General features: G+C 65.3%; 18 protein-coding genes and 1 pseudogene. 12 read left to right on the top strand and 7 right to left on the bottom strand.

The annotated features are described in order from the left end of the window. Positions 1-20: 20 nt before the first annotated feature. A complete protein-coding gene (locus P5W99_RS28800; protein WP_421027259.1) occupies positions 21-1,181 on the bottom strand; it encodes an acyl-CoA dehydrogenase family protein in 1,161 nt (386 codons plus the stop codon). 490 nt (positions 1,182-1,671) lie between these two features. On the opposite strand from P5W99_RS28800, the gene P5W99_RS28795 reads away from it, so the two are divergent. Then, the gene (locus P5W99_RS28795) at positions 1,672-2,619 is read left to right on the top strand and encodes a LysR substrate-binding domain-containing protein (protein ID WP_421028004.1); all 948 of its coding nucleotides are present in this window, start codon (positions 1,672-1,674) and stop codon (positions 2,617-2,619) included. A 62-nt stretch (positions 2,620-2,681) separates the two neighbouring features. Here P5W99_RS28795 and P5W99_RS28790 read toward each other — a convergent pair whose 3' ends face one another. Beyond that, the gene (locus P5W99_RS28790) at positions 2,682-3,107 is read right to left on the bottom strand and encodes a PRC-barrel domain-containing protein (RefSeq protein ID WP_421028003.1); all 426 of its coding nucleotides are present in this window, start codon (positions 3,105-3,107) and stop codon (positions 2,682-2,684) included. Positions 3,108-3,423: 316 nt separating this feature from the next. Between P5W99_RS28790 and P5W99_RS28785 the strand changes: the two genes are divergently transcribed. Genes P5W99_RS28785 through P5W99_RS28760 form a run of 6 tightly spaced genes read left to right on the top strand, consistent with a single transcriptional unit; the run spans position 3,424 to position 10,569 of the window. Continuing rightward, positions 3,424-4,887: an MFS transporter gene (locus P5W99_RS28785; RefSeq protein ID WP_421027258.1), complete on the top strand. Its 1,464-nt coding sequence runs from the start codon at positions 3,424-3,426 to the stop codon at positions 4,885-4,887. After that, a complete protein-coding gene (locus P5W99_RS28780; protein ID WP_421027257.1) occupies positions 4,884-6,407 on the top strand; it encodes an FGGY family carbohydrate kinase in 1,524 nt (507 codons plus the stop codon). The genes P5W99_RS28785 and P5W99_RS28780 overlap by 4 nt, the downstream gene beginning before the upstream one ends. Positions 6,408-6,424: 17 nt before the next feature. Beyond that, a complete protein-coding gene (locus tag P5W99_RS28775) occupies positions 6,425-8,104 on the top strand; it encodes an FAD-dependent oxidoreductase (RefSeq protein WP_434664603.1) in 1,680 nt (559 codons plus the stop codon). Further along, positions 8,101-9,651, top strand: coding sequence for an FAD-binding oxidoreductase (locus tag P5W99_RS28770; protein WP_434664602.1), 1,551 nt, complete (start codon positions 8,101-8,103; stop codon positions 9,649-9,651). The genes P5W99_RS28775 and P5W99_RS28770 overlap by 4 nt, the downstream gene beginning before the upstream one ends. A gap of 8 nt (positions 9,652-9,659) precedes the next feature. Next, the gene (locus P5W99_RS28765) at positions 9,660-10,268 is read left to right on the top strand and encodes a glycerol-3-phosphate responsive antiterminator (RefSeq protein WP_421027254.1); all 609 of its coding nucleotides are present in this window, start codon (positions 9,660-9,662) and stop codon (positions 10,266-10,268) included. Then, a complete protein-coding gene (locus P5W99_RS28760) occupies positions 10,261-10,569 on the top strand; it encodes a putative quinol monooxygenase (RefSeq protein WP_421027253.1) in 309 nt (102 codons plus the stop codon). Before P5W99_RS28765 ends, P5W99_RS28760 begins: the two co-directional genes overlap by 8 nt. Before the next feature lie 57 nt (positions 10,570-10,626). On the opposite strand, the gene P5W99_RS28755 is transcribed toward P5W99_RS28760, so the two are convergent. Continuing rightward, positions 10,627-11,682 carry a glycosyltransferase family 2 protein gene (locus P5W99_RS28755; protein WP_421027252.1) on the bottom strand — a complete coding sequence of 352 codons (1,056 nt, stop codon included), beginning with the start codon at positions 11,680-11,682 and terminating at the stop codon, positions 10,627-10,629. Between the two features lie 517 nt (positions 11,683-12,199). Between P5W99_RS28755 and P5W99_RS28750 the strand changes: the two are divergent. Beyond that, positions 12,200-13,351, top strand: a pseudogene (locus P5W99_RS28750) (cysteine desulfurase family protein); the annotation flags it as partial. Positions 13,352-13,530: 179 nt separating this feature from the next. Here P5W99_RS28750 and P5W99_RS28745 read toward each other — a convergent pair. Continuing rightward, positions 13,531-14,196 carry a DUF2278 family protein gene (locus P5W99_RS28745; protein WP_421027251.1) on the bottom strand — a complete coding sequence of 222 codons (666 nt, stop codon included), beginning with the start codon at positions 14,194-14,196 and terminating at the stop codon, positions 13,531-13,533. A gap of 72 nt (positions 14,197-14,268) precedes the next feature. Next, complete coding sequence (locus P5W99_RS28740; RefSeq protein WP_421027250.1) at positions 14,269-14,781, bottom strand: DUF1697 domain-containing protein; 513 nt, start codon at positions 14,779-14,781, stop codon at positions 14,269-14,271. Positions 14,782-14,888: 107 nt separating this feature from the next. Between P5W99_RS28740 and P5W99_RS28735 the strand changes: the two genes are divergently transcribed. Together P5W99_RS28735 and P5W99_RS28730 are read left to right on the top strand one after the other, a co-directional pair. After that, positions 14,889-15,380, top strand: a complete 492-nt coding sequence (locus P5W99_RS28735) for a flavodoxin family protein (RefSeq protein WP_421027249.1) — start codon at positions 14,889-14,891, stop codon at positions 15,378-15,380. 164 nt (positions 15,381-15,544) lie between these two features. Next, positions 15,545-16,309 carry a peptidoglycan DD-metalloendopeptidase family protein gene (locus P5W99_RS28730; protein ID WP_421027248.1) on the top strand — a complete coding sequence of 255 codons (765 nt, stop codon included), beginning with the start codon at positions 15,545-15,547 and terminating at the stop codon, positions 16,307-16,309. 46 nt (positions 16,310-16,355) lie between these two features. Here the strand turns inward: P5W99_RS28730 and P5W99_RS28725 are convergent, their stop codons facing one another. Together P5W99_RS28725 and P5W99_RS28720 are read right to left on the bottom strand one after the other, a co-directional pair. After that, positions 16,356-17,765: a sensor domain-containing diguanylate cyclase gene (locus tag P5W99_RS28725; protein WP_421027247.1), complete on the bottom strand. Its 1,410-nt coding sequence runs from the start codon at positions 17,763-17,765 to the stop codon at positions 16,356-16,358. Positions 17,766-18,008: 243 nt separating this feature from the next. Then, on the bottom strand, positions 18,009-19,013 hold the full coding sequence (locus P5W99_RS28720) for a LysR family transcriptional regulator (protein ID WP_421027246.1): 1,005 nt from the start codon (positions 19,011-19,013) through the stop codon (positions 18,009-18,011). Positions 19,014-19,328: 315 nt separating this feature from the next. Between P5W99_RS28720 and P5W99_RS28715 the strand changes: the two genes are divergently transcribed. Together P5W99_RS28715 and bphD are read left to right on the top strand one after the other, a co-directional pair. After that, on the top strand, positions 19,329-20,252 hold the full coding sequence (locus P5W99_RS28715; protein WP_434664601.1) for a VOC family protein: 924 nt from the start codon (positions 19,329-19,331) through the stop codon (positions 20,250-20,252). An 85-nt stretch (positions 20,253-20,337) separates the two neighbouring features. Next, on the top strand, positions 20,338-21,192 hold the full coding sequence (gene bphD, locus P5W99_RS28710) for a 2-hydroxy-6-oxo-6-phenylhexa-2,4-dienoate hydrolase (RefSeq protein WP_421027244.1): 855 nt from the start codon (positions 20,338-20,340) through the stop codon (positions 21,190-21,192). The last annotated feature ends 9 nt before the right edge of the window (positions 21,193-21,201 follow it).

Here is a 21,201-nt window from a genome sequence, read left to right as displayed (position 1 = left end):
CCTGGTGCAGTCACAAGCGATCAGAACGAACGCGGCAGGCCGAGAATGTGCTCGGCCACGTACGAGAGAATCAGGTTCGTCGAGATCGGCGCAACCTGATAGAGGCGAGTCTCGCGGAACTTGCGCTCCACATCGTATTCGCAGGCGAAGCCGAAACCGCCGTGGAATTGCAGGCAGGCGTTCGCGGCTTCCCACGAGGCATCCGCCGCGAGCAGCTTGGCCATGTTCGCCTGCGCCCCGCAAGGCTCATGCGCATCGAAGCGGCGCGCCGCCTCGAAACGCATCAGGTTGGCGGCTTCCACGTTCACGAACGCGCGCGCAATGGGAAACTGCACGCCCTGGTTCTGACCGATCGGGCGGCCGAATACCTGGCGGTCCTTCACATATTGCGAGACCTTGTCGATGAACCAGTAGCCGTCGCCGATGCATTCGGCGGCAATCAGCGTGCGCTCGGCATTCAACCCATCGAGGATGTACTTGAAGCCCTTGCCTTCCTCGCCGATCAGGTTTTCCGCGGGGATTTCGAGGTTGTCGAAAAAGAGCTCGTTGGTTTCGTGATTGACCATGTTCAGGATCGCCTGCACGGTCAGCCCTTTACCGATCGCTTCGTGTAGATCGACCATGAAGATCGACATGCCTTCGCTCTTCTTCTTCACGTCCGAGAGCGGCGTGGTGCGCGCAAGCAGGATCATGAGGTCGGAGTGCTGCACGCGCGAGATCCACACCTTCTGGCCGTTGATCACGTAACGGTCGCCCTTGCGAACGGCCGTGGTCTTGATCTTCGTGGTGTCGGTGCCGGTGGTGGGCTCGGTCACACCCATCGATTGCAGGCGTAGCTCGCCGCTCGCGATCTTGGGCAGATACTTGCGCTTTTGCTCGTCCGAGCCGTGGCGCAGCAGCGTGCCCATGTTGTACATCTGGCCGTGGCAAGCGCCGGAATTGCCGCCGCTGCGATTGATCTCCTCCATGATGACCGAGGCCTCGGTAAGGCCGAGGCCCGAGCCGCCATATTCCTGCGGAATCAGCGCGGCGAGCCAGCCCGCTTTCGTGAGCGCATCGACGAAGGCTTCAGGATAGCCGCGCTCCTCGTCGATCTTGCGGAAATACTCGGCCGGAAACTCGCCGCACAAATCGCGCACGGCTTCGCGGATGTCCTGATATTGATCGGTTGCTTCGTTCATTGCACGGATTCCTGCGTTTATTCGGATGGGTTGCGTTCAGGCGAGCATGGCGCGCGAAGCGCGTCCTGTGTCGAGCAGCAGCGTGGCGACGCGCCGTGGCAAGCCGGGATCGGGAAGGAAGCCGCCCATGTGCGGATGCCGTCCGGGCCCAGCTCAGCTTGCGGCGCAGCGGACCAGAAATGGAGCCAGTGCCAGATGGGCGGACGCGCGTCGCCAGTTTCCGGCGTGCAGCCGTTGTCGAGCGTGGCGGCCAGCGCGGCGGCGCGGGTCGGAGGGATGAGGTCGGTGATCGTCTGAAACGGCTGTATGAGCGATGCCGGCAGGGGTGATTCATCGCCGTCTCCAGCGCTGGTTAGGCCAACGCATTGCTATAGAAAAGATGAGTCGACTGTAGGCGAATGTTCCGCGACGCGGAAATACGGATTGAATGTGCCGGTCATAAGCGTATCCTATGGCTCTCGCATCGCAAGAGCAGGAAGGGCCCGGGCTCATGGACGTTCGCCAGCTTCGTTACTTCGTGCACATCGTCGATTACGGCAGTCTCGGCAAAGCTGCGGAAAAGCTCTACGTGGCGCAGCCGTCGCTCAGCCAGCAGATCGCGAAACTGGAAGACGATCTGGGCGTGCCGCTGCTCGTGCGCAGCCCGCAGGGCGTGAAGCCCACCGCCGCGGGCCAGGCGCTGTACCGTCACGCGCGCCTCGTGCTGCATCAGATGGAGCAACTGCGCCAGGAAGTGCGCGAGGGCGTGGGGGCGGAATCGGGCACGGTCGCCATCGGCTTGCCCACGACCATGGCCTCGGTGCTGGCGATGCCGGTCTTCGAGCGCGTGCGCGAGCGCTACCCCGGCATTCGCCTGCAGTTCTTCGAGAGCATGAGTGGCTATCTGAACGAACTGCTCGCGAACGGCCGTCTCGACCTGGCCATTCTGTTTCGCGACACGGCCACACCGGGCATCTCCGCGTTGCCGGTGCTCGATGAAGAGCTTTACGTGCTCGGCGAGCCTGGGCTGCCCGCCAGGGCTCGCACGTGTGCGCTCGCGGCGCTCGCCGACGTGCCGCTGGTGGCGCCGGGCGTGGCCAACGGACTGCGCCTGCTGCTCGAACGAATCTTCGCACGCGAGCAAGTGCCGTTGAATATCGTCGCGGATGTGGACTCGCTGCCTATGCTGCTCTCGGTCGCGCAGTCGGGCGCGGCATGCACGATACTGCCCGCATCGGCGCTGGCGCTGCGCGCACCGGCCGAGCGGCCGAAGATGCGGCGCATCGTCGATCCGGTGATCAGGCGACCGGCGAGCATCTGCTGGCCGAATGCGTTGCCGGTGAGTTCGGCTTCGCTTGCCGTGCGGCGCACGCTCTGCGAGTTGATCGAGGAGCTTCGTGCGAGCGGTGTGTGGACGGGGATCGAACTGCGGGAGGCAGGGATGGGGGCGGCGGGCTGAGGCGCGGCGCGAGACCGCTTGGGGTTCGGAGGCCAGCCCGGTGAGACTGGCCTCGCGCGCGATTAGTGCTTGTTATCGACGCGCTTGGGCTTGGGCGGCGAGTCGATCTTGGCGTACTGGAATGCCGGGGTGGCCTTGAGCGCCTCCTTGGTTGCGCCCGGCAGATACAGGTTGCCGTTGCGCACGTCGAGCGAGGCGATAGGCACGGCCACGTCATGCGCGGCGACGCCGAGGAAACCGCCCGCTGCGACGATGGCGGCCGACACCGTGCCGTCCGGCGCGACGATGAGATCGCGCACCGTTCCGATCTTGGCGTTGTCGTCGTTATAGACGGCCTTGCCGAGCACGCTTTTCTTCACGCTCCAGCCTTCGAGCAGCGCCTGCGATTGCTCGACCGTCACGGAAAGCGGCTGTGTGCCGGCTACCTGGGCTTGCGCACCTGCGCTGGCCACGCTTGCGGCCACAACCGCAACCGTCAACATCGTCATGCGGAAAGACATTTACCGTACTCCTGATTCAAGGTTCTGCTTCAAGGTGAATGCGCGGCGGGGGCTGCGCGGAACAACAATCGAGCCGTAATACTAGCGGGATTGAAGAAGCGGCGTGGGCAAGGTGCACGCTGGCTTGACGCGTTGAAAGGAAGCACAAGTAACGCGCCATCCACGCGCAGTCCCCACTTGACACCTTGAATTTCGCGTCTTAAGGTGTGGGCGCAGATCTAGATAAGAGACTATCTGTAAGGTGGTCTCTTATGCGCGTCGCAATTGCATTGGCCTCTTACAGTACACATACTGGAGGCAGATTGTGCAATCGGTCGCGATCAAGATTCGTGGCGTCGACGACGTCATTTCCTTCATCGATTCCTGTCGTGGCATTCCCGGTCGAGCCGGCGTTGTGTGGTGGCTCGCACTAGGCGGACTGTTTCTCGACGCATTCTCCAATTCCGCATTGAGCGCAGGCCTCGGGCCCATGGCTCGCGATCTTCATCTGGACGCGGCGCAGGTCGCGCTGATGACGTCGTTCGCTTCATGGGTCGCTATTGCGTTCAATCCCATTGGCGGCTGGATGGCCGACCGCTGGGGCCGCGTGCGTCCGCTCGTGCTGGCGAAATGCCTGGCCGTGACCGGCGCCGTGCTCGTGATGTTCGCACCGGGCTACGCGGTCATTCTCGCGGGGCGCTTCTTCGTGGGCATGGCCTACGGCATCGACTTCGCGATTGCGATGGCGATGCTCGCGGAGCTCACGCCCGCGCGCCTGAAAAGCCGGCTCAATGCATGGCAAGGCATGTGGTACACGGCCGTCTGCCTGAATCTCGTGCTCGCGCTGCTATTTCATTCGTGGCACGTGGGCGATTCGATCTGGCGTTATTCGATTGCGGCCACCGCGATATTCGGCGTGGCGATTCTGGTGCTGCAATTGCTGTACCTCGTCGAAAGCCCGATGTGGCTCGCGCGCAAAGCGCGTCTCGACGAAGCCGCCGATGCGTTGAGCCGCATCTATGCGCGGGCATTCGTGGCCGCGCCGTTGGGGGAGCGCATTCCTGTGCTCAATCAGGCGCAGCGCGGCTTCGCCAACATTGCGCTGATCTTTCGCGGCGTTTATCTGCCGCGCACGATCCTGGCGGCCACGGTGCAGATCGCGCAGTCCATCCAGTACTTCGCGATTGGCTGGTATCTGCCGCTCATCAGCGCGTCGCTGTTCGGCAAGGACTTCGTCTATGCGACGCTCGGCGCGCTGCTCTTCAATCTCTTCGGCATTGTGGGCGGGTTCATGTCGCCGGTCGTGGGCAAGGTCATCGGCTTGCGCCGCGCTTCCGCGTTCGGCTTCGCGGCGGTCTTCGCGATGTTGCTGATACTCGGCCTTTATAGCGCGAAGATGCCGTTGTGGCTTGCCGCCATCGTGCCATCGCTGTTCATCCTGTTTCATTCGTCCGGGCCGGGTGCGAACGGCAAAACCCTTTCTTCGCTGTCGTTTCGCAGCGAGTTGCGCGCGGGCGCCAATGGCGTCGTGGGCGCGCTCGGCTCGATTGGCGCCGCGCTCGGCTTGTTTGTTTTTCCGCTGTTTCGCGCGCGCTACGGGCTCGAACATACCTTTCTCATTCTCGCCGTCGTGCCGCTCGTCGCCAGCGTGATCTGCTTCGTGATTCGCTGGGATCCCACGCGCACGACCATCACGCCCGATAACGAGTCCGGCGCGCCGCAGTTTGGCGGCGACGCGGCGCGCGAGAGCACCTTCATGAATCCTGCGATGGAGAAGTCCCAGCGATGACCCGAACCCAGCAAGTCATTCTCGCCATCGACGAAGGAACGTCGGGCACGCGCGCCGCCGTGGTGGATGCGCGCGGCCACGTGTCCTGTCTCGAGTATCGTCCGCTGCAGGTGCAAAGCCCGCGGGCAGGCGTCGTGGAGCAGGACGCGAACGTCACGCTCGCGAAGACCATCGAGGTCTGCCGGGCGACGCTCGCATGCGCCGCAGCCGAGGGCCTGGAGGTGGTGGCGCTGGCCATTGCCACGCAGCGCGCCACGGCGGTGCTTTGGGACACGCAAAGCGGACGTGCGCTCGTGCCGGCGATGGTCTGGCAGGACACGCGCTACGCCGGCGAGCTCGCGGAGCTGGCAGAGCGCTGGGACCGCACGCTGCTCGAGCGCGTGGGGCGTCCCGTGGGCGTGCGCTCGCCGTATCTGTGGGCCGTCCATCATCTGCGCGAAACGCCTGCCGTGATCGAAGCGCAGCGCGCAGGACGGCTCGCTTTCGGCACTGTCGACAGCTGGCTGCTGTGGCATCTGTCGAACGCAGGCGTTTGTGTGACCACGCCCACCAATGCGACCTCCGCGAGTGCCTATGTGCTTGCCGAGCACCGCTATTGCGCGGACTGGCTCGATGCGCTGGGCTTTCCTCATGCGCTGCTGCCGCAATTGCGCGAGGACGCCGACATGTTCGGTCACACGCGCGCCGACGTGCTTGGCATCGACGTGCCCATTCTCGCCTGTGCCGGCGACCAGCTCGCGGGTGCGGTGGGGCTCGGCTGCCTCGACCGCGGCCAGTCGCTGTGCGTGCACGGCACCGGCAGCTTCGTCGACTTGTTGATCGGCACTGATTTGCCGCACGACGCGGGCGGCCACGAAGGCACCTTGACCATGACGGCGCGCCGCCACGACAAGGTTTCGCATTTCTCGCTCGAGACCTTCGTGCCGACCACGGGTTCCGCGCTGAACTGGATCTGCGAAAAGCTTCAATGGTTCGACGAGCCGAAGCAGATCAGCGCGCTTGCGGCCACCGTGCAGGGCTCGCGCGGCGTGGCGTTCCTGCCCGCGCTGACCGGCATGCGCGTGCCGCAATTGCAGCCAGGGGCGCGCGCTTCGCTCGCGGGCCTGTCGATCGCCACCACCAGGGCCGAGGTGGCCTACGCGATTCTCGAAGGCATCGCCCAGTCGGTGGCGCTGTGCAACGACGCGAACGCAGCGGTGGCCAAGGTGAACGCCGCAGAGCTGATCGTGGGCGGCGGCTTGTGCGCGAGCGACACGCTGTTGCAGGTTCAGGCCGACTTGAGCGGCGTGCCCGTGCGGCGCATGCGCGGGAGCGATCGCGCGAGCCTGCGCGGCGCGGCTTTCCTGGCGGGCGCGTCGGGCCTGCTGTGGGAGTCGCTGGACGCCGCACGCGCAACGCTTGCGATCGACGCGGTGTTCGAGCCGCGCGCGTCGGCGGACGCCCGAGAGCAGCGCCGCGCCTCATGGCGCACGCGCGTGGAGCATGAGCTTGCCCACGCGAATGCATTCGAACAAGGCTGAGCAGGAGAACGAACTACATGGTGTGGATTCCATCGAGAAAGGCCAATCGCGAGCGGGCGAGCATGACGGGAACGGCGCCGCTGCGTCTCGTGCGGGCCGAGCAGCTCGACCGGCTCGCGAGCGAGACGTTCGATATCGCCATCGTGGGCGGCGGCGTGACCGGCGCCTATGCGGCGCTCGACGCGAGCTTGCGCGGCTATCGCGTCGCGCTGGTGGAGAAAAGCGACTTCGCCGCGGGCACCTCGTCGAAGTCGTCGAAGATGGTGCACGGGGGCCTGCGCTACATCGAGCAAGGCAATCTCGGCCTCGTGCGGCATTCGCTGCTCGAGCGCCAGCGCCTGCGCCGCAACGCGCGCCATCTCGTGCAGCGCTTGCCGTTTCTGTTCCCGGTGATGGAGCGCGACGGCGTGTTCGACAAGCGCCTCGCCAAGGCCTTCGAAAGCCTGCTGTGGACCTACGACCTCGCGGGCGGCTGGCGCGAAGGCATCCTCCACCAGAAGCTCACCAAGGCCGAGGTGCTCTCGCATTGCCCCACCTTCAACGAAACGCATTTGACCGGCGGCTTCATGTACTTCGACGCGCGTGTGGACGACGCGCGGCTCACGCTCAATATCGCGCGCACGGCGGCCTTTCACGGCGCGGCCGTGGTCAATCACGCGCAGGCGATGGAAGTCACGCGCAACGAGCAAGGGCGCGTGGATGGCTTGATCGTGCACGCGGATGCCCGCGAGCTGCGCGTGAGGGCGGGCGTGGTCATCATGGCGACGGGAGTTTGGCTGCGCGACTGGAGCGGCCGCAGGAAGGGCGATCAGCCCGCTCTGCAGATTCGCCCGGCGAAAGGGGTGCACGTGGCCATTCCGTGGCTGAAGATCCGCAACGACTGCACGGTGACGATTCCCGTGCCGGGCCGCAGCCGGCGCGCGACCATCACGCGCTGGGGCAACGTCTCCTATCTGGGCACAACCGACGAAGACTATCGCGGCGATCTCGACGACGTTTGTTGCACGCGCAAGGAGCTCGATTTTCTGCTTGAGGGCGCATGCTCGGCGCTGAAAACCGACTTGCGCGCCGAGGATGTGGTGGGCAGCATCGCCGGCTGCCGTCCACTGGTCGGGCCGCCCGGTGGAAAGACGCTGGAAATGAAGCGCAATCACGAGATTCACGTCGCACCCGATGGGCTCGTCACGATCGTCGGCGGCAAGCTGACCACCTCGCGGCACATGGCGGAGCAGACCATCGACGCCGCCCAAAAAGTTATCGGCAAGCGCACCCGCTGCACGACGAAGTCGGCGTATCTGCTGGGCGCGGCGGGCTATGACGCTCAGGCGATCGTCGCTTCGGGCGGACTGGGCGCGCATTTCGGCGAACGTTACGGCACGGAAGCGCGCTTCGTCACGGATCTGGCGCAGGCCGATCCGCAGCTTTTGCGGCCCATTGTCGACGGCCTGCCCTATACCGAAGCCGAAGTCCTCTACGCCGCACGCCACGAACTCGCCTGCACCGTCGACGACGTGCTGTCGCGGCGCATGCGCGCGCGCCTGATGGCGCGCGATGCCTCAGCGCGCGCCGCCGCGCGCGTGGGCGACATTCTGCAGGCCGAGCTGGGCCTGCCGCCTGCCACCGTTGCAAGTCAGGTGAGCGACTACGTCGCCGCTGTCGAGCACGATAAATCCGTCCTTATGGGAGATACCGCATGATCAGCAAGGAAGCCATCAAGCGAGGCTATAACCGCGGCAATTACATCGTGGGTGCGCACACGCCGCCACCCTGGGCGGCAGGCATCGACAAGCCCGGCACCGAGGCGGGCCTGCAGCGCGACCCGGTGGCGCTCACGCGGGAGCAGCTCGACGCGCTGCGCGCGGCCGCCGACGAAGTGCTCACGCAGAACGCCGAGGTGGTCGCGTTCACGCGCGACTGGTGGGCGCGCTCGATGGTCACCGAGACGGCGGGCAAGCCCGCCACGCCGCATGCGGTCATCGTGCGCGTCTCGACGGTGGAGCAGGTGCAGGCCGTGTTGCGCATCGCGCACGCCGGTGCGATACCGGTGACGCCGTCGGCGGGCCGCAGCAACGTCACAGGCGCGGCGCTGCCGTTGCGCGGCGGCATCGTGCTCGACGTCTGCGGGCTGAACCGCTTCATCGGCTTCGATCGCGAGAGCCAGATCGTCGAGGTCGAAGCGGGCATGTTCGGCGACATCTTCGAGGAGACCATCCAGCGCGAATACGGCATGACGATGGGGCACTGGCCATCGTCGTATGCGATCAGCACGGTGGGCGGCTGGGTGGCGTGCCGCGGCGCGGGGCAGCTTTCCACGCGCTACGGCAAGATCGAGGACATGGTGTTCGGCATGGACGTGGTATTGGCCGATGGCCGGCTCGTCAACGTGGGCGGATACTCGCGCGCGGCCGTGGGCTCCGATCTGCAGCAGCTTTTCATCGGCTCGGAAGGCACGCTCGGCGTGATCGTGCGCGTGCGCCTGAAGCTGCATCGCCTGCCCGACTATGGGCGCGCGATTGCATACGGCTTCGAGTCGTTCGCCACCGGGCTCGACGCATGCCGCGAGATCCTGCAGCGCGGCGCGAACCCGGCGGCGCTGCGGCTCTACGACGAACTCGAAAGCGGCGTGCAATTCGGCCTGCCCAATACAAACGTGCTGCTGGTGGCCGACGAAGGGCCGCGCGAGATGGTGGATGCAGTGCTGAAGATCAGCGAGCGCGTGTGCGCGGCGCTCGGCGAGCGGCTCGATCACGAGGCCATCTTCGAGCGCTGGCTCGATACGCGCTACCTCACGGGCAAGAGCGCCGAAGGCTTCAAGCGCAGCCCTGGCTTCGTGGCCGATACGCTCGAAATGATCGGGCCGTGGAAAGATCTCGCGGCCATCTATCGCGACGTGGTGGCGGCCATCAACGCGGTGCCGGGCACGCTCGCGGGGTCGGCGCACCAGTCGCATGCCTATGTGGACGGCGCGTGTCTCTATTTCTCGCTGCGCGGCGACGTGGACGTGGCCTCGCGCGCGCAGTGGTATTGCGCGGCATGGGATGCAGCGAATGCGGTGATCATCCGGCACAATGCCACGCTGAGCCATCATCACGGCGTTGGCCTGTTGCGCTCGCCGTACATGAGCGATTCGCTGGGCTCGGCATTTCCCGTGCTGCAGGCCATCAAGCGCACGCTCGACCCGCAGAACATCCTCAACCCCGGAAAGCTCGGCTTGACTGACGAGTTGCTCCACGAAACCCAGTAACGATACCCATGGACAGGTCACTTGGCGGGCGCCTCACGCGCCATCCGGTCATTGCGACGCTCTACGGCGCCGACGAGATCGACTGTTTCGTGCAAAGCGCGGCGGAAGTCGCCATCGTTGCGAACGTCGATCTGCGCAAGCTGCACCGGGTCGTGGCGGCGCTCGCGAAGGCGGACAAGTACGTCATCGTCAATATCGACAGTTGCGACGGCCTTTCGCAGGACAAGGGCGGCGTGGAATATCTGGCGGACATTGGCGTGACGAGCCTTGTTTCCACCCGCGTGGCCACGATCCAGCGCGGCAACCGGGCCGGTCTCGTCACGATGCAGAAGGTCTTCGTGACGGACCGCTCGACCTGGCCGCGCAGCGTGAAGGCGCTCGAGCAGAGCGACCCGAACCTCGTGCAGCTGATGCCCGCGCCCATGCTCGCGCGGCTTTCGGCACAGGACCGCAAGGCGTTGCCTCCCATTGTCGCGTCGGGCTTCGTGTGCAACGAAGCGGACGTGCTTGGCATTCTCGGCGGCGGCGCCGTGGCGGTGTCGACCAGCGACACCGAACTCTGGAATCTCGACCTCGAAGGTCGCACTCTTGGCATTGCAGGAGCAATGAATGGCTAAGCGTTATTTGCAGGTGATCGCGCATTACTACGCAAAGGCGGGCAATGGCGATACGGTGGCGGCGCGGCTCGCCGAACTGGCGGTGGCCACGCGCACCGAGCCGAAGAACCGCTATTACGAGTACTTCCGCTCGCCGGAGCGGCCCGTGCACTTCGTGATTCTCGAGCAGTACAGCGATGCCGATGGTCTCGCCGAGCATCGCGAGACGCCGCATTTCCAGCGCATCGGCGTGGGGGAGATCATTCCGCTGCTGGAGCGGCGCGAGGTGAGCAGCTATATGGTGGAGGAGAGCGCCGCATGATCGTGCGGGCGCACGACCCGGGCCTGCGTGAAGGCGGCTCGCGTCGTGAAATCGCGATCAGGGCACGCGCGTGCGCGTGACGTCGACCATCGGCGCCACCGGTGCGACTGGCGCAACCGGCGCCGCATCCACGCCCATCTCGTCGGCGTCGAACGCCATCGCCTGCGGCCGGCCTTTTGCGCGCCGCAAGCCCTTCCCGATCATCAGCAGGTGGTAGTAGAGCCGCGCGCTCAATCCGTACCGGTACGCGTGGAGGTTGCCTAGCGCGAGGCTCAGGCCTTCGCGCGCCTGGCTGTTGCGCGCGTAGAGCGAAACCACGATCGGCACGAACCGGCGCATGGCGAGCTTGCGCGCGGGCTCGAGCTCGGGCGGCAGCGTCAGTCCGTGGAGGAAGCGCCAGGCCGCGAGCGACGAAGCGCTGGTGGTATTGCGCGTGGACTGCGAAACCGAGACATCGGTTTTCCGGTAGTACGAGACATGTTCGTCGATGTAGCACACGCCCCGCGCCGCGAGGCACAGGCGCACGCCGAAAACGTAATCGCAGCACACGGCATGCTGCTCGTCGTAGCTGATTTGCTTGACGAGCGCGGCGTCGGCGAGCCAGCCGTTATTCGGGAACATCTGCACGATGCCGGTGCGCCCCGGCAGGGCTTGCAGCCCAGCCGCCGCGCTCGTGCGGTGATACGCGTGATTCATGTGCTCGCTCGAGGCGTGGTCCACGCTGCCGTCGTGGTCGACTTCGTATTGATTGCCGAACGCGGCCTGAATCCCGGGATAGCGCTCCCATTGCGCGAGCAGGCGCTCGATGCAGCGCTCGGCGAGGTAGTCGTCGTCGTGGATCAGCAGGATCTTGTCGCCGGTTGCGCGCGCAAACAGGCTCGCGACGTTGCGCGCCTGACCGAGCGCGGGCGTGTTGCGCCGATACGCGATGCGCGCGTCGTTGCCGTACCGTTCGGCGATCATGCGTTCGGCCTGGTCATCGGGCGAGTCGTCGCCGATCACGATTTCGATATTCTTGTGCGTCTGCGCAAAGCACGATTCGATGCAGTCGATCAACAGATCCGGCCGCTTGTACGTGGGCAGACAAATCGAGACTTTGGTTGTTATCGTCATGGGCCTACCCCTTGTTCCTTCGGGACGATGAAGAGGTTCGCATTGCGAACGCCATTCGGCTGGCATGACGGTAAGCCAACAAAACTAGAAAGAAATGAAAAATAAATCGTAAGCCGGAGTCATGCGGGAAAACACGCATCTGGCGGGAATTACGCGCGAATGGTACGAGAATTTGAAAAGAAAATCGAAAGCCGGCAGCAAGCGCCGTGCCGCGCGGCCCGCAGGCTTGAGCGGCCGCCGGCAAAGCCGCGCCCGGCGGGCTTCTTGCCCTAAATTCGCATAGGTCTGCACGGCGCCGGAAGAGGCTCGAAAAAGCCGTATGGAAGGGGCATGCATCGCGCCTGGCGCCGTGGGGTTGGCGCCACCGGATTATTTCCTTTAAGAGCGGCGCCTATTAACAGTCGAACAGAGAAAATAATTCTGCGGCTGGCCGGCGGCGGCCGGAATTATGAAAACACTTTCTACAGTCTGCCGCGTAGCATGATCGTCCATTCAATCAGCGACAGAACAACGGATCATGGGCGACAAACTGCACTATTTCGATTACGCGGCCACGACGCCGGCCGACCCGCGCGTGATCGCCGCGATGGGCGAATGCCTTGGCATCGAGGGTGCATTCGGCAATCCGGCCTCCAGTTCGCACGCGGCGGGCACGAAGGCGCGCGGTCTCGTGGAAGCGGCGCGCGCACAGGTGGCGGCGCTGATCGGCGCGGCACCCGACGAAATCGTCTGGACCTCGGGCGCCACCGAATCGAACAATCTCGCGCTGAAGGGCTATGCCGATGCGGCCACGGGCGCGCGCCATCTGATCACGAGCTGCCTCGAGCACAAGGCGATTCTCGACACCATGGCGAATCTCGAGCAGCGCGGCATGGCGCTCACCTATGTGCGCCCCGATGCCGACGGCACCATCGGCGTGGAGGCCGTGAAGGCGGCGCTGCGCAGCGACACTGGTCTCGTTTCGCTCATGCTCGTGAACAACGAGATCGGCACGCTCACGGACATCGCCGCGATCGCGCCGATCGTGCACGAAGCGGGCGCGCTGCTGCACGTGGATGCGGCGCAGGCGCTCGGCAAGACGCCCATCGACGTGAAGGCGATGGGCATCGACTTGCTGTCGATGTCGGCGCACAAGGTCTATGGGCCCAAGGGCATTGGGGCGCTCTATGTGCGCCGCGAGGTGGCCGCGCGCATCGCGCCGCAGATGCACGGCGGCGGCCACGAGCGCGGGCTGCGCTCAGGCACGCTGGCCACGCACCAGATCGTGGGCATGGGCACGGCCTGCGCGCTGGCCGCTGCACAGATGGAGGCCGACACGCAGCGCATCGCGGGCCTGGCCGCACGCCTGCTCGACGGCGTGCGTGGCCTCGAAGGCGTGACGCAAAACGCGCGCGCGGCGCGCCGGATCGCGCATACGCTGAGCCTCACCATCGACCTGCCTGGCTTTTTCCCGTTCATGTTGTCCGCCGATCTTGCCGTGTCGTCCACTTCGGCGTGCAACTCCGCCTCGGGCGCGCCTTCGCACGTGCTGAGCGCGCTGGGGCTCGACGCCGAGGCGGCCAGCCGCACGCTGCGCTTCAGCATCGGCCGCTATACGACGCAGGAAGACGTCGATCATGCGATCGCGTGCATTCGCGCCGTGGTGGCACAATCCGCGACGAACGCGGCGCCCTGTGCGCGCGCCGCGTGAACCGTGATCGATGACCGGTGACTGGCAAGGGGGCGTAGGCCGATTCTTTTTCCCGGCGCGTCCCGCTTGCACCTCGCAACGCCTCGTGCAGGCGTTCAAGCAGACCCTTGCATCGATTGGCTGACCTTCAATCGCCTGAATCGAGCGCGTGAGCGCGCTTACGAAAGCGGCTTCGAATCCGGCGTCGGATTGCCCAGGTCGTCGGTCGGCAGCCATTGCTGATCGAACGCCGCCACATAGAGCGCCCACTGCGGCGCGCCCAGATCGACAAGCAACGCGCCGTCCTGCCAGATGTCGTTGTGGTCGTTGCTGTCGTCGCCGGGGCGATGAATGAATTCGCCCTTCGACCCCTGGTTCATGTGCACGTCGTGCACGCCGTTGCCTTCGCTATAGAAGCGGCCGAACACGTAGACGTCGAAGCCCGACTGCATCGCGCGCACCAGCAGGCGCTCCAGCGTGCCGACGGGCTCGACTGCGTTCGAGCCGTCCATGACGTCGCTGTCGCGCCAGTTGCCGGTGTTGGCGAGAAAGTCGCTGCGCTGGAAATCGAGCGCGGGCAGCGCGTCCTGCCCGGTGAGATCGTGCGAGCCGGATGCGGCGCTCTGGAGCGTCGCGAGCACGGGGTGGCTGAAGTCGAACGGCAGCTTGTACTTGAGCAGATCGTCGGCGTCGGTGGTGCCGACGTTCACCGCGATGTCCCATTGCGCGCCCGCGACCGAGAGCCCGAAATGCAGGTGGTACTGCACTTCATGAGGCCGCTGCGTGGGTTTGAGTTTCGGCGTGGTCACGATCTTGCCTTTCGCGTAGCCGTAGGGAAGTGCCATTGCTTGCATCTCCTCGAAGTGGGGCCGCCCATCATCGCGCCGCTGCGTGACAGGGGGACGGCGCGCGTTGCCTCAACTCTGAGCGGCCCACTGCGCGAGTGTGGCCACCGTGTTCATGTTGCGCGCGGTGCCGTTTTTCGCGGCGGGAATCTTGAGCTTCGAGCGCGCGATGCCGTCCTGGTAGTACACGTAGATCTCGCGCGTGCCGAGGGCCATGAGTTCCGAGCCCTGGCCGCTCGCCTTCTCCAGCGCGTCGGCGCTTGCGGCGGTGTCAAGAAAGATTGCGAGCGTGCGCTCGGGAGGTGCGCTCGGGAAGGGGTTTGCCGCGAGCACAGCGGCCATTTCGTCAGCGGTGCGCAGCAGCACGCCAACCGGCTTGCCCGCGTAATCTTCGAGGCTGCGTTCGAGTTGTTTCTTCACGCTCGCGGCCGCTAGCCGGCTCTGGAAAACGACGTTGCCGCTCGCGATATAGGTGCGCACGCCTGCAAAGCCGAGCGCCTCGCACATCGCGCGCAGCTCGGTCATTGGGAGCTTGCCGGTGCCGCCGACGTTCACGGCGCGCAGCAGGGCGATAAAGGTAGGCATGCGCGCATGATACAGCGGTTCGCGCGAAGCGCGGCGTGCGTGGCGGTATCATCGAAACGATGGGGCGCGCCATTCCGGCGCGTCGGCGAAACGAAGAGTGAATACGCATGAAGACGTTGCTGATCGTCTATCACACGATGACCGGAGGCACGCAACAAATGGCCGAAGCAGCGGCGGCGGCCGCGCGCGAGCAAGCGGGCGTCGCGGTGAAGCTGCAGCGCGCGGATGCCACGCAACCCGAAGACGTGCTCGCCGCGGACGGCTATCTGTTCGCGACGCCAGAGAATCTCGCGGCCATGTCCGGGCTGATGAAGGACTTCTTCGACCGCAGTTACTACGCGGCGCTCGACCGCGTGAACGGCCGCCCCTACGCGGTCATGATCTGCGCGGGCAGCGACGGCCAGAACGCGCTGCGCCAGATCGATCGCATCGCCACGGGCTGGCGGCTAAAGACGGTGGCGCCGGGCGTGATCGTTTGCACCCATGCGCAGACGCCTGAACGCATTCTCGCGCCCAAGACCATCGGTGCCGACGATCTCGAACGCTGTGCGGAACTGGGCGCGGGGCTGGCCGCCGGACTCGCGCTCGGTGTCTTTTGAAGCGCGCGTTTTCTCGTGCGCTTTTTATTCCGCTTTTTCATCCATTATTCCGCGCATTGCCCGGCTTCGAACACGGCATCGTTACGCCTGCAAAACTGAGATGAGGTGCCGCGCCCGCCTTTCATAATGCTCATCTCACCGATTAAATACAGGATGACGAATTAATGAGATCGAGTTTGAAAGTGCGGCGGCACGGCGTTGTTTGGGGCGTCCTGCTGAGTGTCCTGATTGGCGCCGGCGGCATGCTGTCGGGGTGCGCGCTCGATATGGAGCGGAAGTCCCCGGTTTTCGCGATGCATTGCCGGCAGGTGAGCTCGGGGTACTACTGCGTGCAGCCGGGCGATACGCTCGCCAGGATCGCGCTGGGATTCGGACGCACGCCACAAGACATCGCGAGCTGGAATGATCTGGCGGCCGGCGCCCCGCTGCGCGTGGGCCAGGTGCTGCGGGTGGCGCCGCAGGATGCCGGGCCGGCGCAGGCGAATCCCGCGCCTGCGGGCGCCGACCAGGCTGCGGAAACGTCAGGCGCTACGCCCGCGGCTGCATCGCCGCAATTCGTCTGGCCGGTCAACGGCATGGTCGTGCGCGAGTTCGGCGAAGGCGGCTCGCGCGGCATCGAGATTGCCGGTAGCGCGGGCAGCCCGATCAAGGCCGCCGCCGCGGGACGCGTCGTCTATGCGGGCGACGGCATCAAGACCTACGGCCTCATGGTCATCCTCAAGCACGACAATGGCTTCGTGACGGCCTATGGCAATAATCGCCGTCTGCTCGTTCGGGAAGGCGATGCGGTGCAGCAGGGCGCAGCCATTGCCGAAATGGGCGTGCAAGGCGACGGCGCGGCGCTGCTTCAGTTCGAGATGCGCGAAGGCAGCCACGCGGTGGATCCATTGGCGCATCTGCCGGCGGACTCGGGGCCGGTCGCGGAGTGAGCCTTGCGGCCCGAGCTCTTTGTATCGCGCGCCGCCGTCGCCTGCACTAGCCCTGTGCGGCGCTCGCGACGCGGTTGCGGCCGGCGCGCTTGGCGGCATAGAGCGCTGCGTCGGCGGCGGCGATCAGCGCATGGGGCACCGCGCTTGCAGCCGGGTTGGGCGCGCCGCCCGGGCTGCTCGTGGCGCAGCCGGCGCTCACGGTGACCCGGCCCGCCGGCGCAGGCGAGGGCATGGCGAGCTGCGCGACTGCCGCGCGTGCGCGTTCTGCGACGGTGCAGGCTTCGTCAGCGTTGGCGCCGGGCAGCACCAGCGCGAACTCTTCGCCGCCGTAGCGCGCGACGAAGTCGCCGGGGCGCAGCGTGAGCGCGAGCGCCCCGGCCACGGCGCTGAGGCACGCATCGCCGTGCAGGTGGCCGTGGGCATCGTTGTAGAGCTTGAAGTGATCGACGTCGACCATCACGAGCGAAAGCGGTTGCGCACCGCGCGCCGCACGCTCGAACAAACGGCGGAACTGCTCGTCGAAATAGCTGCGGTTGTACACGTGCGTGAGCGCGTCATGCGCCGATGTCTGGATCAGCGAGGCATGCTCTTCCGATAACTGCCGGTAGAGCGCAGTGACTTCCCAGACCAGCACGCACACCAGCACGCCCGGCGCGAACATGCTGAAGATGCGGGCCACGTACCAGCCCAGCGTGAAGCGCTCGATGCTCAGCGTATTGAGCGCGGCGTCGACGAGCGAGGCGAGCAGCGCCACCACGATCCACCAGTCGAGCACGAGCCGCAGCCGACCCTTCAACAGGACGACGGCGATGGCCACAAGGTTGAGCGCGCAGATGACGAGCCCCATGGAACCGGCGGCCAGCTCTGCTGGCGCAATCCGCGTGGCGGCCGACGCTGCCGTGGACGCATGCCACGGCTCGGCCAGATCGACGCGAACCACGAACACCCCGAGCGCCGCGGCGAGCATCGCGGGGCCGGCGATCAGGAGCCAGGAGCGGGCATCCAGGCCCAGGCACGCGCGCTGGGACGGGTCGTCCGGCGCGCGGCTGCGCACCAGTTCGGCCACGATCACGAGCGCGGGGAAGCCCGCGTGCCAGAAGACCCACATCCACGCCGCGCTATACGGGCCCGCACCCAGCAATCCCGTGCGCGTGAAAACGCCAGGAAACATCAGCAACTGCAATGCAACGGTAATGGCGGTGAAAGCATAGGCGCCCCCGAGCGCGCCGAGCATCGGCAAACGCGTGACTGCGAAGCGCGCGCCGAGCATGAACGCCGCAATGCCCGACGTGGTGAACACGGTCAGCGCGCACATCGGCATGAATGGGCCGATGGCGGGCAGGGCGTCGCGGGCGCGCGGCGCCGTCAGCGCGAGTGTGAGCATGATCGCGAGCGCGCAGAGGCTGGCGAAGATTGCCTGCCTGCGCGTAGCGGGTCCTATCAACAAGCCGTACATGGAGCCCCGTGGCGTCGAGCGTGTGTGTTCGCAACTCCGGGGAGGCGCCGTGCGCGCCGCCGGTTGCGCAGCTATTTTGCGCCGATTCGCCTGCCGATGGGGCGCGAATTAGCGGGCGGCCCCGCTGCTCAGGGATCACTCGGCGGGCAGCGTGGCCGGCATGCGCAGCCGGTACCGGGACACCGCCTGGATGGCGAGCGCGCAGAAGATCGCGCTGGCGTAGGCGGCCACGAGATTCATGCGCTACCGAGCGGATGTCGATGCATCGTTTGCGGATTCCCCTTCATTTGCGCTCAATCCGGCGGTGCGCTCCCTGATGCTCTCGCGAACCTGCTGGCGGAACCAGCAATGCGTCGCGTCGCGATCACTCGCTTTGGTCCAGGCCATGATGACCTTCAGCGGCGGGAACGCTACCGGCGGCTCAAAGATCTGGATCGGCAGCACCGACTCGAAATGTCGCGCGAGCGACAGCGGCAACGTCGCGATGCAGTCGGTCGCGGCCACCATGTGCGGCAGCGTCGTGAATTCGGGCACCAGAAACTGGTCATGCTGCGTGAGGCCCGCTGCCGCAAGCGTATCGCGTTCGATGCTCGCGTTAATTCGAAACCCCAGATTGAAGCTGATATGCGTGTGGCGCAGGTAAGCGTCCACGTCGAGCCTGGCCGGCGATGGCGCATGCCTTGTCGATTCAATGCAAACCATCCGGTCGATGAACAGATGCTCGTACTGGTAATCGGAGTCGTCATTGAACAGATTGAGACCCGACCAGTCGGATACCTGCTCCGGGGCTATCACCATGTCGATCATGCCCTGCCGCATACCCTCGCCCGAATTCCGGTCGCCATGGACGAACTGCACGCCGGATTTCGGAGCGTGGTTGCTCAGCCGCTGGTGCAGGGGCGGCACCAGCAGGAAGCTCAGCCAGTCGGCCGAGGCGATCCGGAAGCGGTGGGTAATTTCGCCGGGATCGAATTCGAGCGTGCCGAGCAGCGATTCGCCCGCGAGCTGGAATCGTTCCAGTAGCGGCAGCAGCGCCTTCGCCTTCTCCGTCAAAAGCAGCTCTCGCCCGTTGAACACCAGCAGTTCGTTGTCGAACACTTCGCGCAGGCGTTTCAGGCTGCCGCTGACCGTCGATTGCGTCAGATGCAATTCCTTTGCGGCAATCGTCACGTTTCGATGCTTCAGCAACGTGTAGAGGATCGGCAGCAGATTGAGATTGACGTTGCGTAGCTGGTTCGATTGACTCATGACTGGATTCGTCGTCGGATGCTGTTCGGTGGCGGAAATTTTCGCCTCCGGGACCGAAAATCGTCTACTGGCGCTCGCCCGCGCACAATCGGGAAATGCCCGCCATCTTTCCTGGCGTTTTTACCTACGCGGCTTCGCCAATACCTCCTATGGAAAACGGCGGTTTCCTCCCGCGCTACCCCCGTCTCTATACTTTGTTCCACATCAAACGCGCTTGACCTGACGCCGGAGTCGCGGCGCTCCAGGCCATCGCCCGCCGGTCACTTCATCCGGAAATTCACGGCATTTAAATAGCAGTACGAACAAGGAGAGGTCATGCATAGCGTCTCGACGCTCGGATACATGGTTCTCGGGGTCAGCGACCTCGCGGCCTGGGAAGGGTTCGCCGTCAACGTGCTGGGCCTGCAGCCCGGGAAACGCGTGGCTGGCGAGTCGCTGGGCCTGCGGATGGACGACTACGAACAGCGCATCTTGCTGCTCAAAAACGAGATCGACGACTTCCTCGCCGCCGGCTGGGAGTTCGAAACGGATGCACAGCTCGATGCGTTCGTCGCCCAGGCGCGCGCGCGCGGAGTCGAAGTCGCCGAGGAGGACAAGGCGGTCGCCGACCAGCGCCGCGTCGCCCGGCTCTTCGTCTGCGTGGACCACGACGGTATCCGCCACGAGTTCTACAGCACCGCTTATCGGGCCAACACCCGTGACACGTTCCGCTCGCCAGTGCTGCGCGGAGGGTTCAGCACCGGGCGCCTCGGCGCGGGCCACTTCGTGACCGTGCCGAAGCAAAGCGCGCGCACGAAGGCGTTCTGCGAGGACATTCTCGGCCTGAAGCTCAGCGACACCATTCAGGGCGATGCGGCGCCGGGCATGACGATCGACGTGACCTTCTTCCATGCGCGCACGGGCCGTCACCATTCGCTGGCCGTCGCCGAGGTGCCGTTTCCGGCCCGAAAGCGCATTCACCACATGATGATCGAGTGCAGCGACCCCAACGACGTCGGCCTCGCCTACGACCGCTGCAAGGCCGCGGGCGTGCCGATTCTGATGGAGCTCGGTCACCACCCCAACGACGGGATGTTCTCGTTCTACCTGATCTCGCCGTCGGGTTTCGCGATCGAATTCGGCGCGGGCGGCATCGTCGTGAACGACGACACGTGGGAAACCAGACGCTATTCCGAACTCAGCGACTGGGGCCACAGGCTCAATCCGCCGCCGGGCGCACCGGCCCCGAACGCCCATTGAGCGTTCGCCTTACCGCCTTACCCGTCCACCACGCGTGCATCGCGCGAAAGCCATCGAAACGCCGCAAGCCATTGGAACCAGAAAAATGTCCTTGACCGAAGCCAGTACCAGCAAGTTCGTCACCATCAACGAGCCTGCACTCGAGAATTTCTCTATCCACTTCAACGATGCCGGCAGCGGCCAGACCGTCGTGATGCTGCACGGCGGCGGTCCCGGCGCAAGCGGCTGGAGCAACTACTACCGCAACGTCGATGCACTCGTGAGCGCGGGTTTTCGCGTGCTCTTGATCGACAGCCCTGGCTTCAACAAGTCGGGCGAGATTGTCAGCGACGTGCCGCGCAATTTGCTGAACGCGCGCGCGACCAAGGGCGTGCTGGACGCACTCGGCATCGACAAGGCCCATCTGGTCGGCAACTCGATGGGCGGCGCCTCGGCCTTGAGTTTCGCGCTGGAGTACCCCGAACGCATGGATCGTCTCGTGCTCATGGGGCCGGGCGCGCAAGGCCCAAGCATCATTCAGCCGCAGCCCGGCGAGGGTATCAAGCGCATGTTCAAGCTGTACATGCAGCCTACCTACGAGAACTTCGAGGCGATGCTCGAGGTATTCGTCTACGACCCCAAGGCGATCACCGAGGAGTTGCGTCAGGGCCGGTGGAGCAACATCGAGTCGAACCTCAATCACCTGAAGAACTTTGTCGAAAGTTCGAATCTCTGCCCTGTCACGAAGTGGGACTTGAGCGCCCGCTTTCCGGAGATCGCGCACAGAACCCTGGTGACGTGGGGGCGCGACGACCGTTTCGTGCCCCTCGATCATGGCCTGCGCATGATCAACACCCTGCAGGATGCGCGGCTCCACATCCTGCCGAAGTGCGGTCATTGGGCCCAATGGGAGCATGCCGACGAGTTCAACCGCCTCGTCATCGATTTTCTGAAGCACTGAAACACCGCA

Origin of the sequence: Paraburkholderia sp. A3BS-1L, from assembly GCF_051125215.1 — a bacterium.
In the GTDB taxonomy this organism is placed as follows: domain Bacteria; phylum Pseudomonadota; class Gammaproteobacteria; order Burkholderiales; family Burkholderiaceae; genus Paraburkholderia.
This window is presented reverse-complemented; position numbering and strand designations above follow the sequence as displayed.

Coding starts and splice junctions, on each gene's coding strand:
- P5W99_RS28790 (WP_421028003.1), bottom strand. CDS start 3,107: ATGACGATGTTGACGGTTGCGGTTGTGGCCGCAAGCGTGGCCAGCGCA.
- P5W99_RS28780 (WP_421027257.1), top strand. CDS start 4,884: ATGACCCGAACCCAGCAAGTCATTCTCGCCATCGACGAAGGAACGTCG.
- P5W99_RS28730 (WP_421027248.1), top strand. CDS start 15,545: ATGAGATCGAGTTTGAAAGTGCGGCGGCACGGCGTTGTTTGGGGCGTC.
- P5W99_RS28725 (WP_421027247.1), bottom strand. CDS start 17,765: ATGTACGGCTTGTTGATAGGACCCGCTACGCGCAGGCAGGCAATCTTC.
- P5W99_RS28795 (WP_421028004.1), top strand. CDS start 1,672: ATGGACGTTCGCCAGCTTCGTTACTTCGTGCACATCGTCGATTACGGC.
- P5W99_RS28760 (WP_421027253.1), top strand. CDS start 10,261: ATGGCTAAGCGTTATTTGCAGGTGATCGCGCATTACTACGCAAAGGCG.
- P5W99_RS28740 (WP_421027250.1), bottom strand. CDS start 14,781: ATGCCTACCTTTATCGCCCTGCTGCGCGCCGTGAACGTCGGCGGCACC.
- P5W99_RS28770 (WP_434664602.1), top strand. CDS start 8,101: ATGATCAGCAAGGAAGCCATCAAGCGAGGCTATAACCGCGGCAATTAC.
- P5W99_RS28800 (WP_421027259.1), bottom strand. CDS start 1,181: ATGAACGAAGCAACCGATCAATATCAGGACATCCGCGAAGCCGTGCGC.
- bphD (WP_421027244.1), top strand. CDS start 20,338: ATGTCCTTGACCGAAGCCAGTACCAGCAAGTTCGTCACCATCAACGAG.
- P5W99_RS28715 (WP_434664601.1), top strand. CDS start 19,329: ATGCATAGCGTCTCGACGCTCGGATACATGGTTCTCGGGGTCAGCGAC.
- P5W99_RS28775 (WP_434664603.1), top strand. CDS start 6,425: ATGGTGTGGATTCCATCGAGAAAGGCCAATCGCGAGCGGGCGAGCATG.
- P5W99_RS28765 (WP_421027254.1), top strand. CDS start 9,660: ATGGACAGGTCACTTGGCGGGCGCCTCACGCGCCATCCGGTCATTGCG.
- P5W99_RS28720 (WP_421027246.1), bottom strand. CDS start 19,013: ATGAGTCAATCGAACCAGCTACGCAACGTCAATCTCAATCTGCTGCCG.
- P5W99_RS28745 (WP_421027251.1), bottom strand. CDS start 14,196: ATGGCACTTCCCTACGGCTACGCGAAAGGCAAGATCGTGACCACGCCG.
- P5W99_RS28735 (WP_421027249.1), top strand. CDS start 14,889: ATGAAGACGTTGCTGATCGTCTATCACACGATGACCGGAGGCACGCAA.
- P5W99_RS28755 (WP_421027252.1), bottom strand. CDS start 11,682: ATGACGATAACAACCAAAGTCTCGATTTGTCTGCCCACGTACAAGCGG.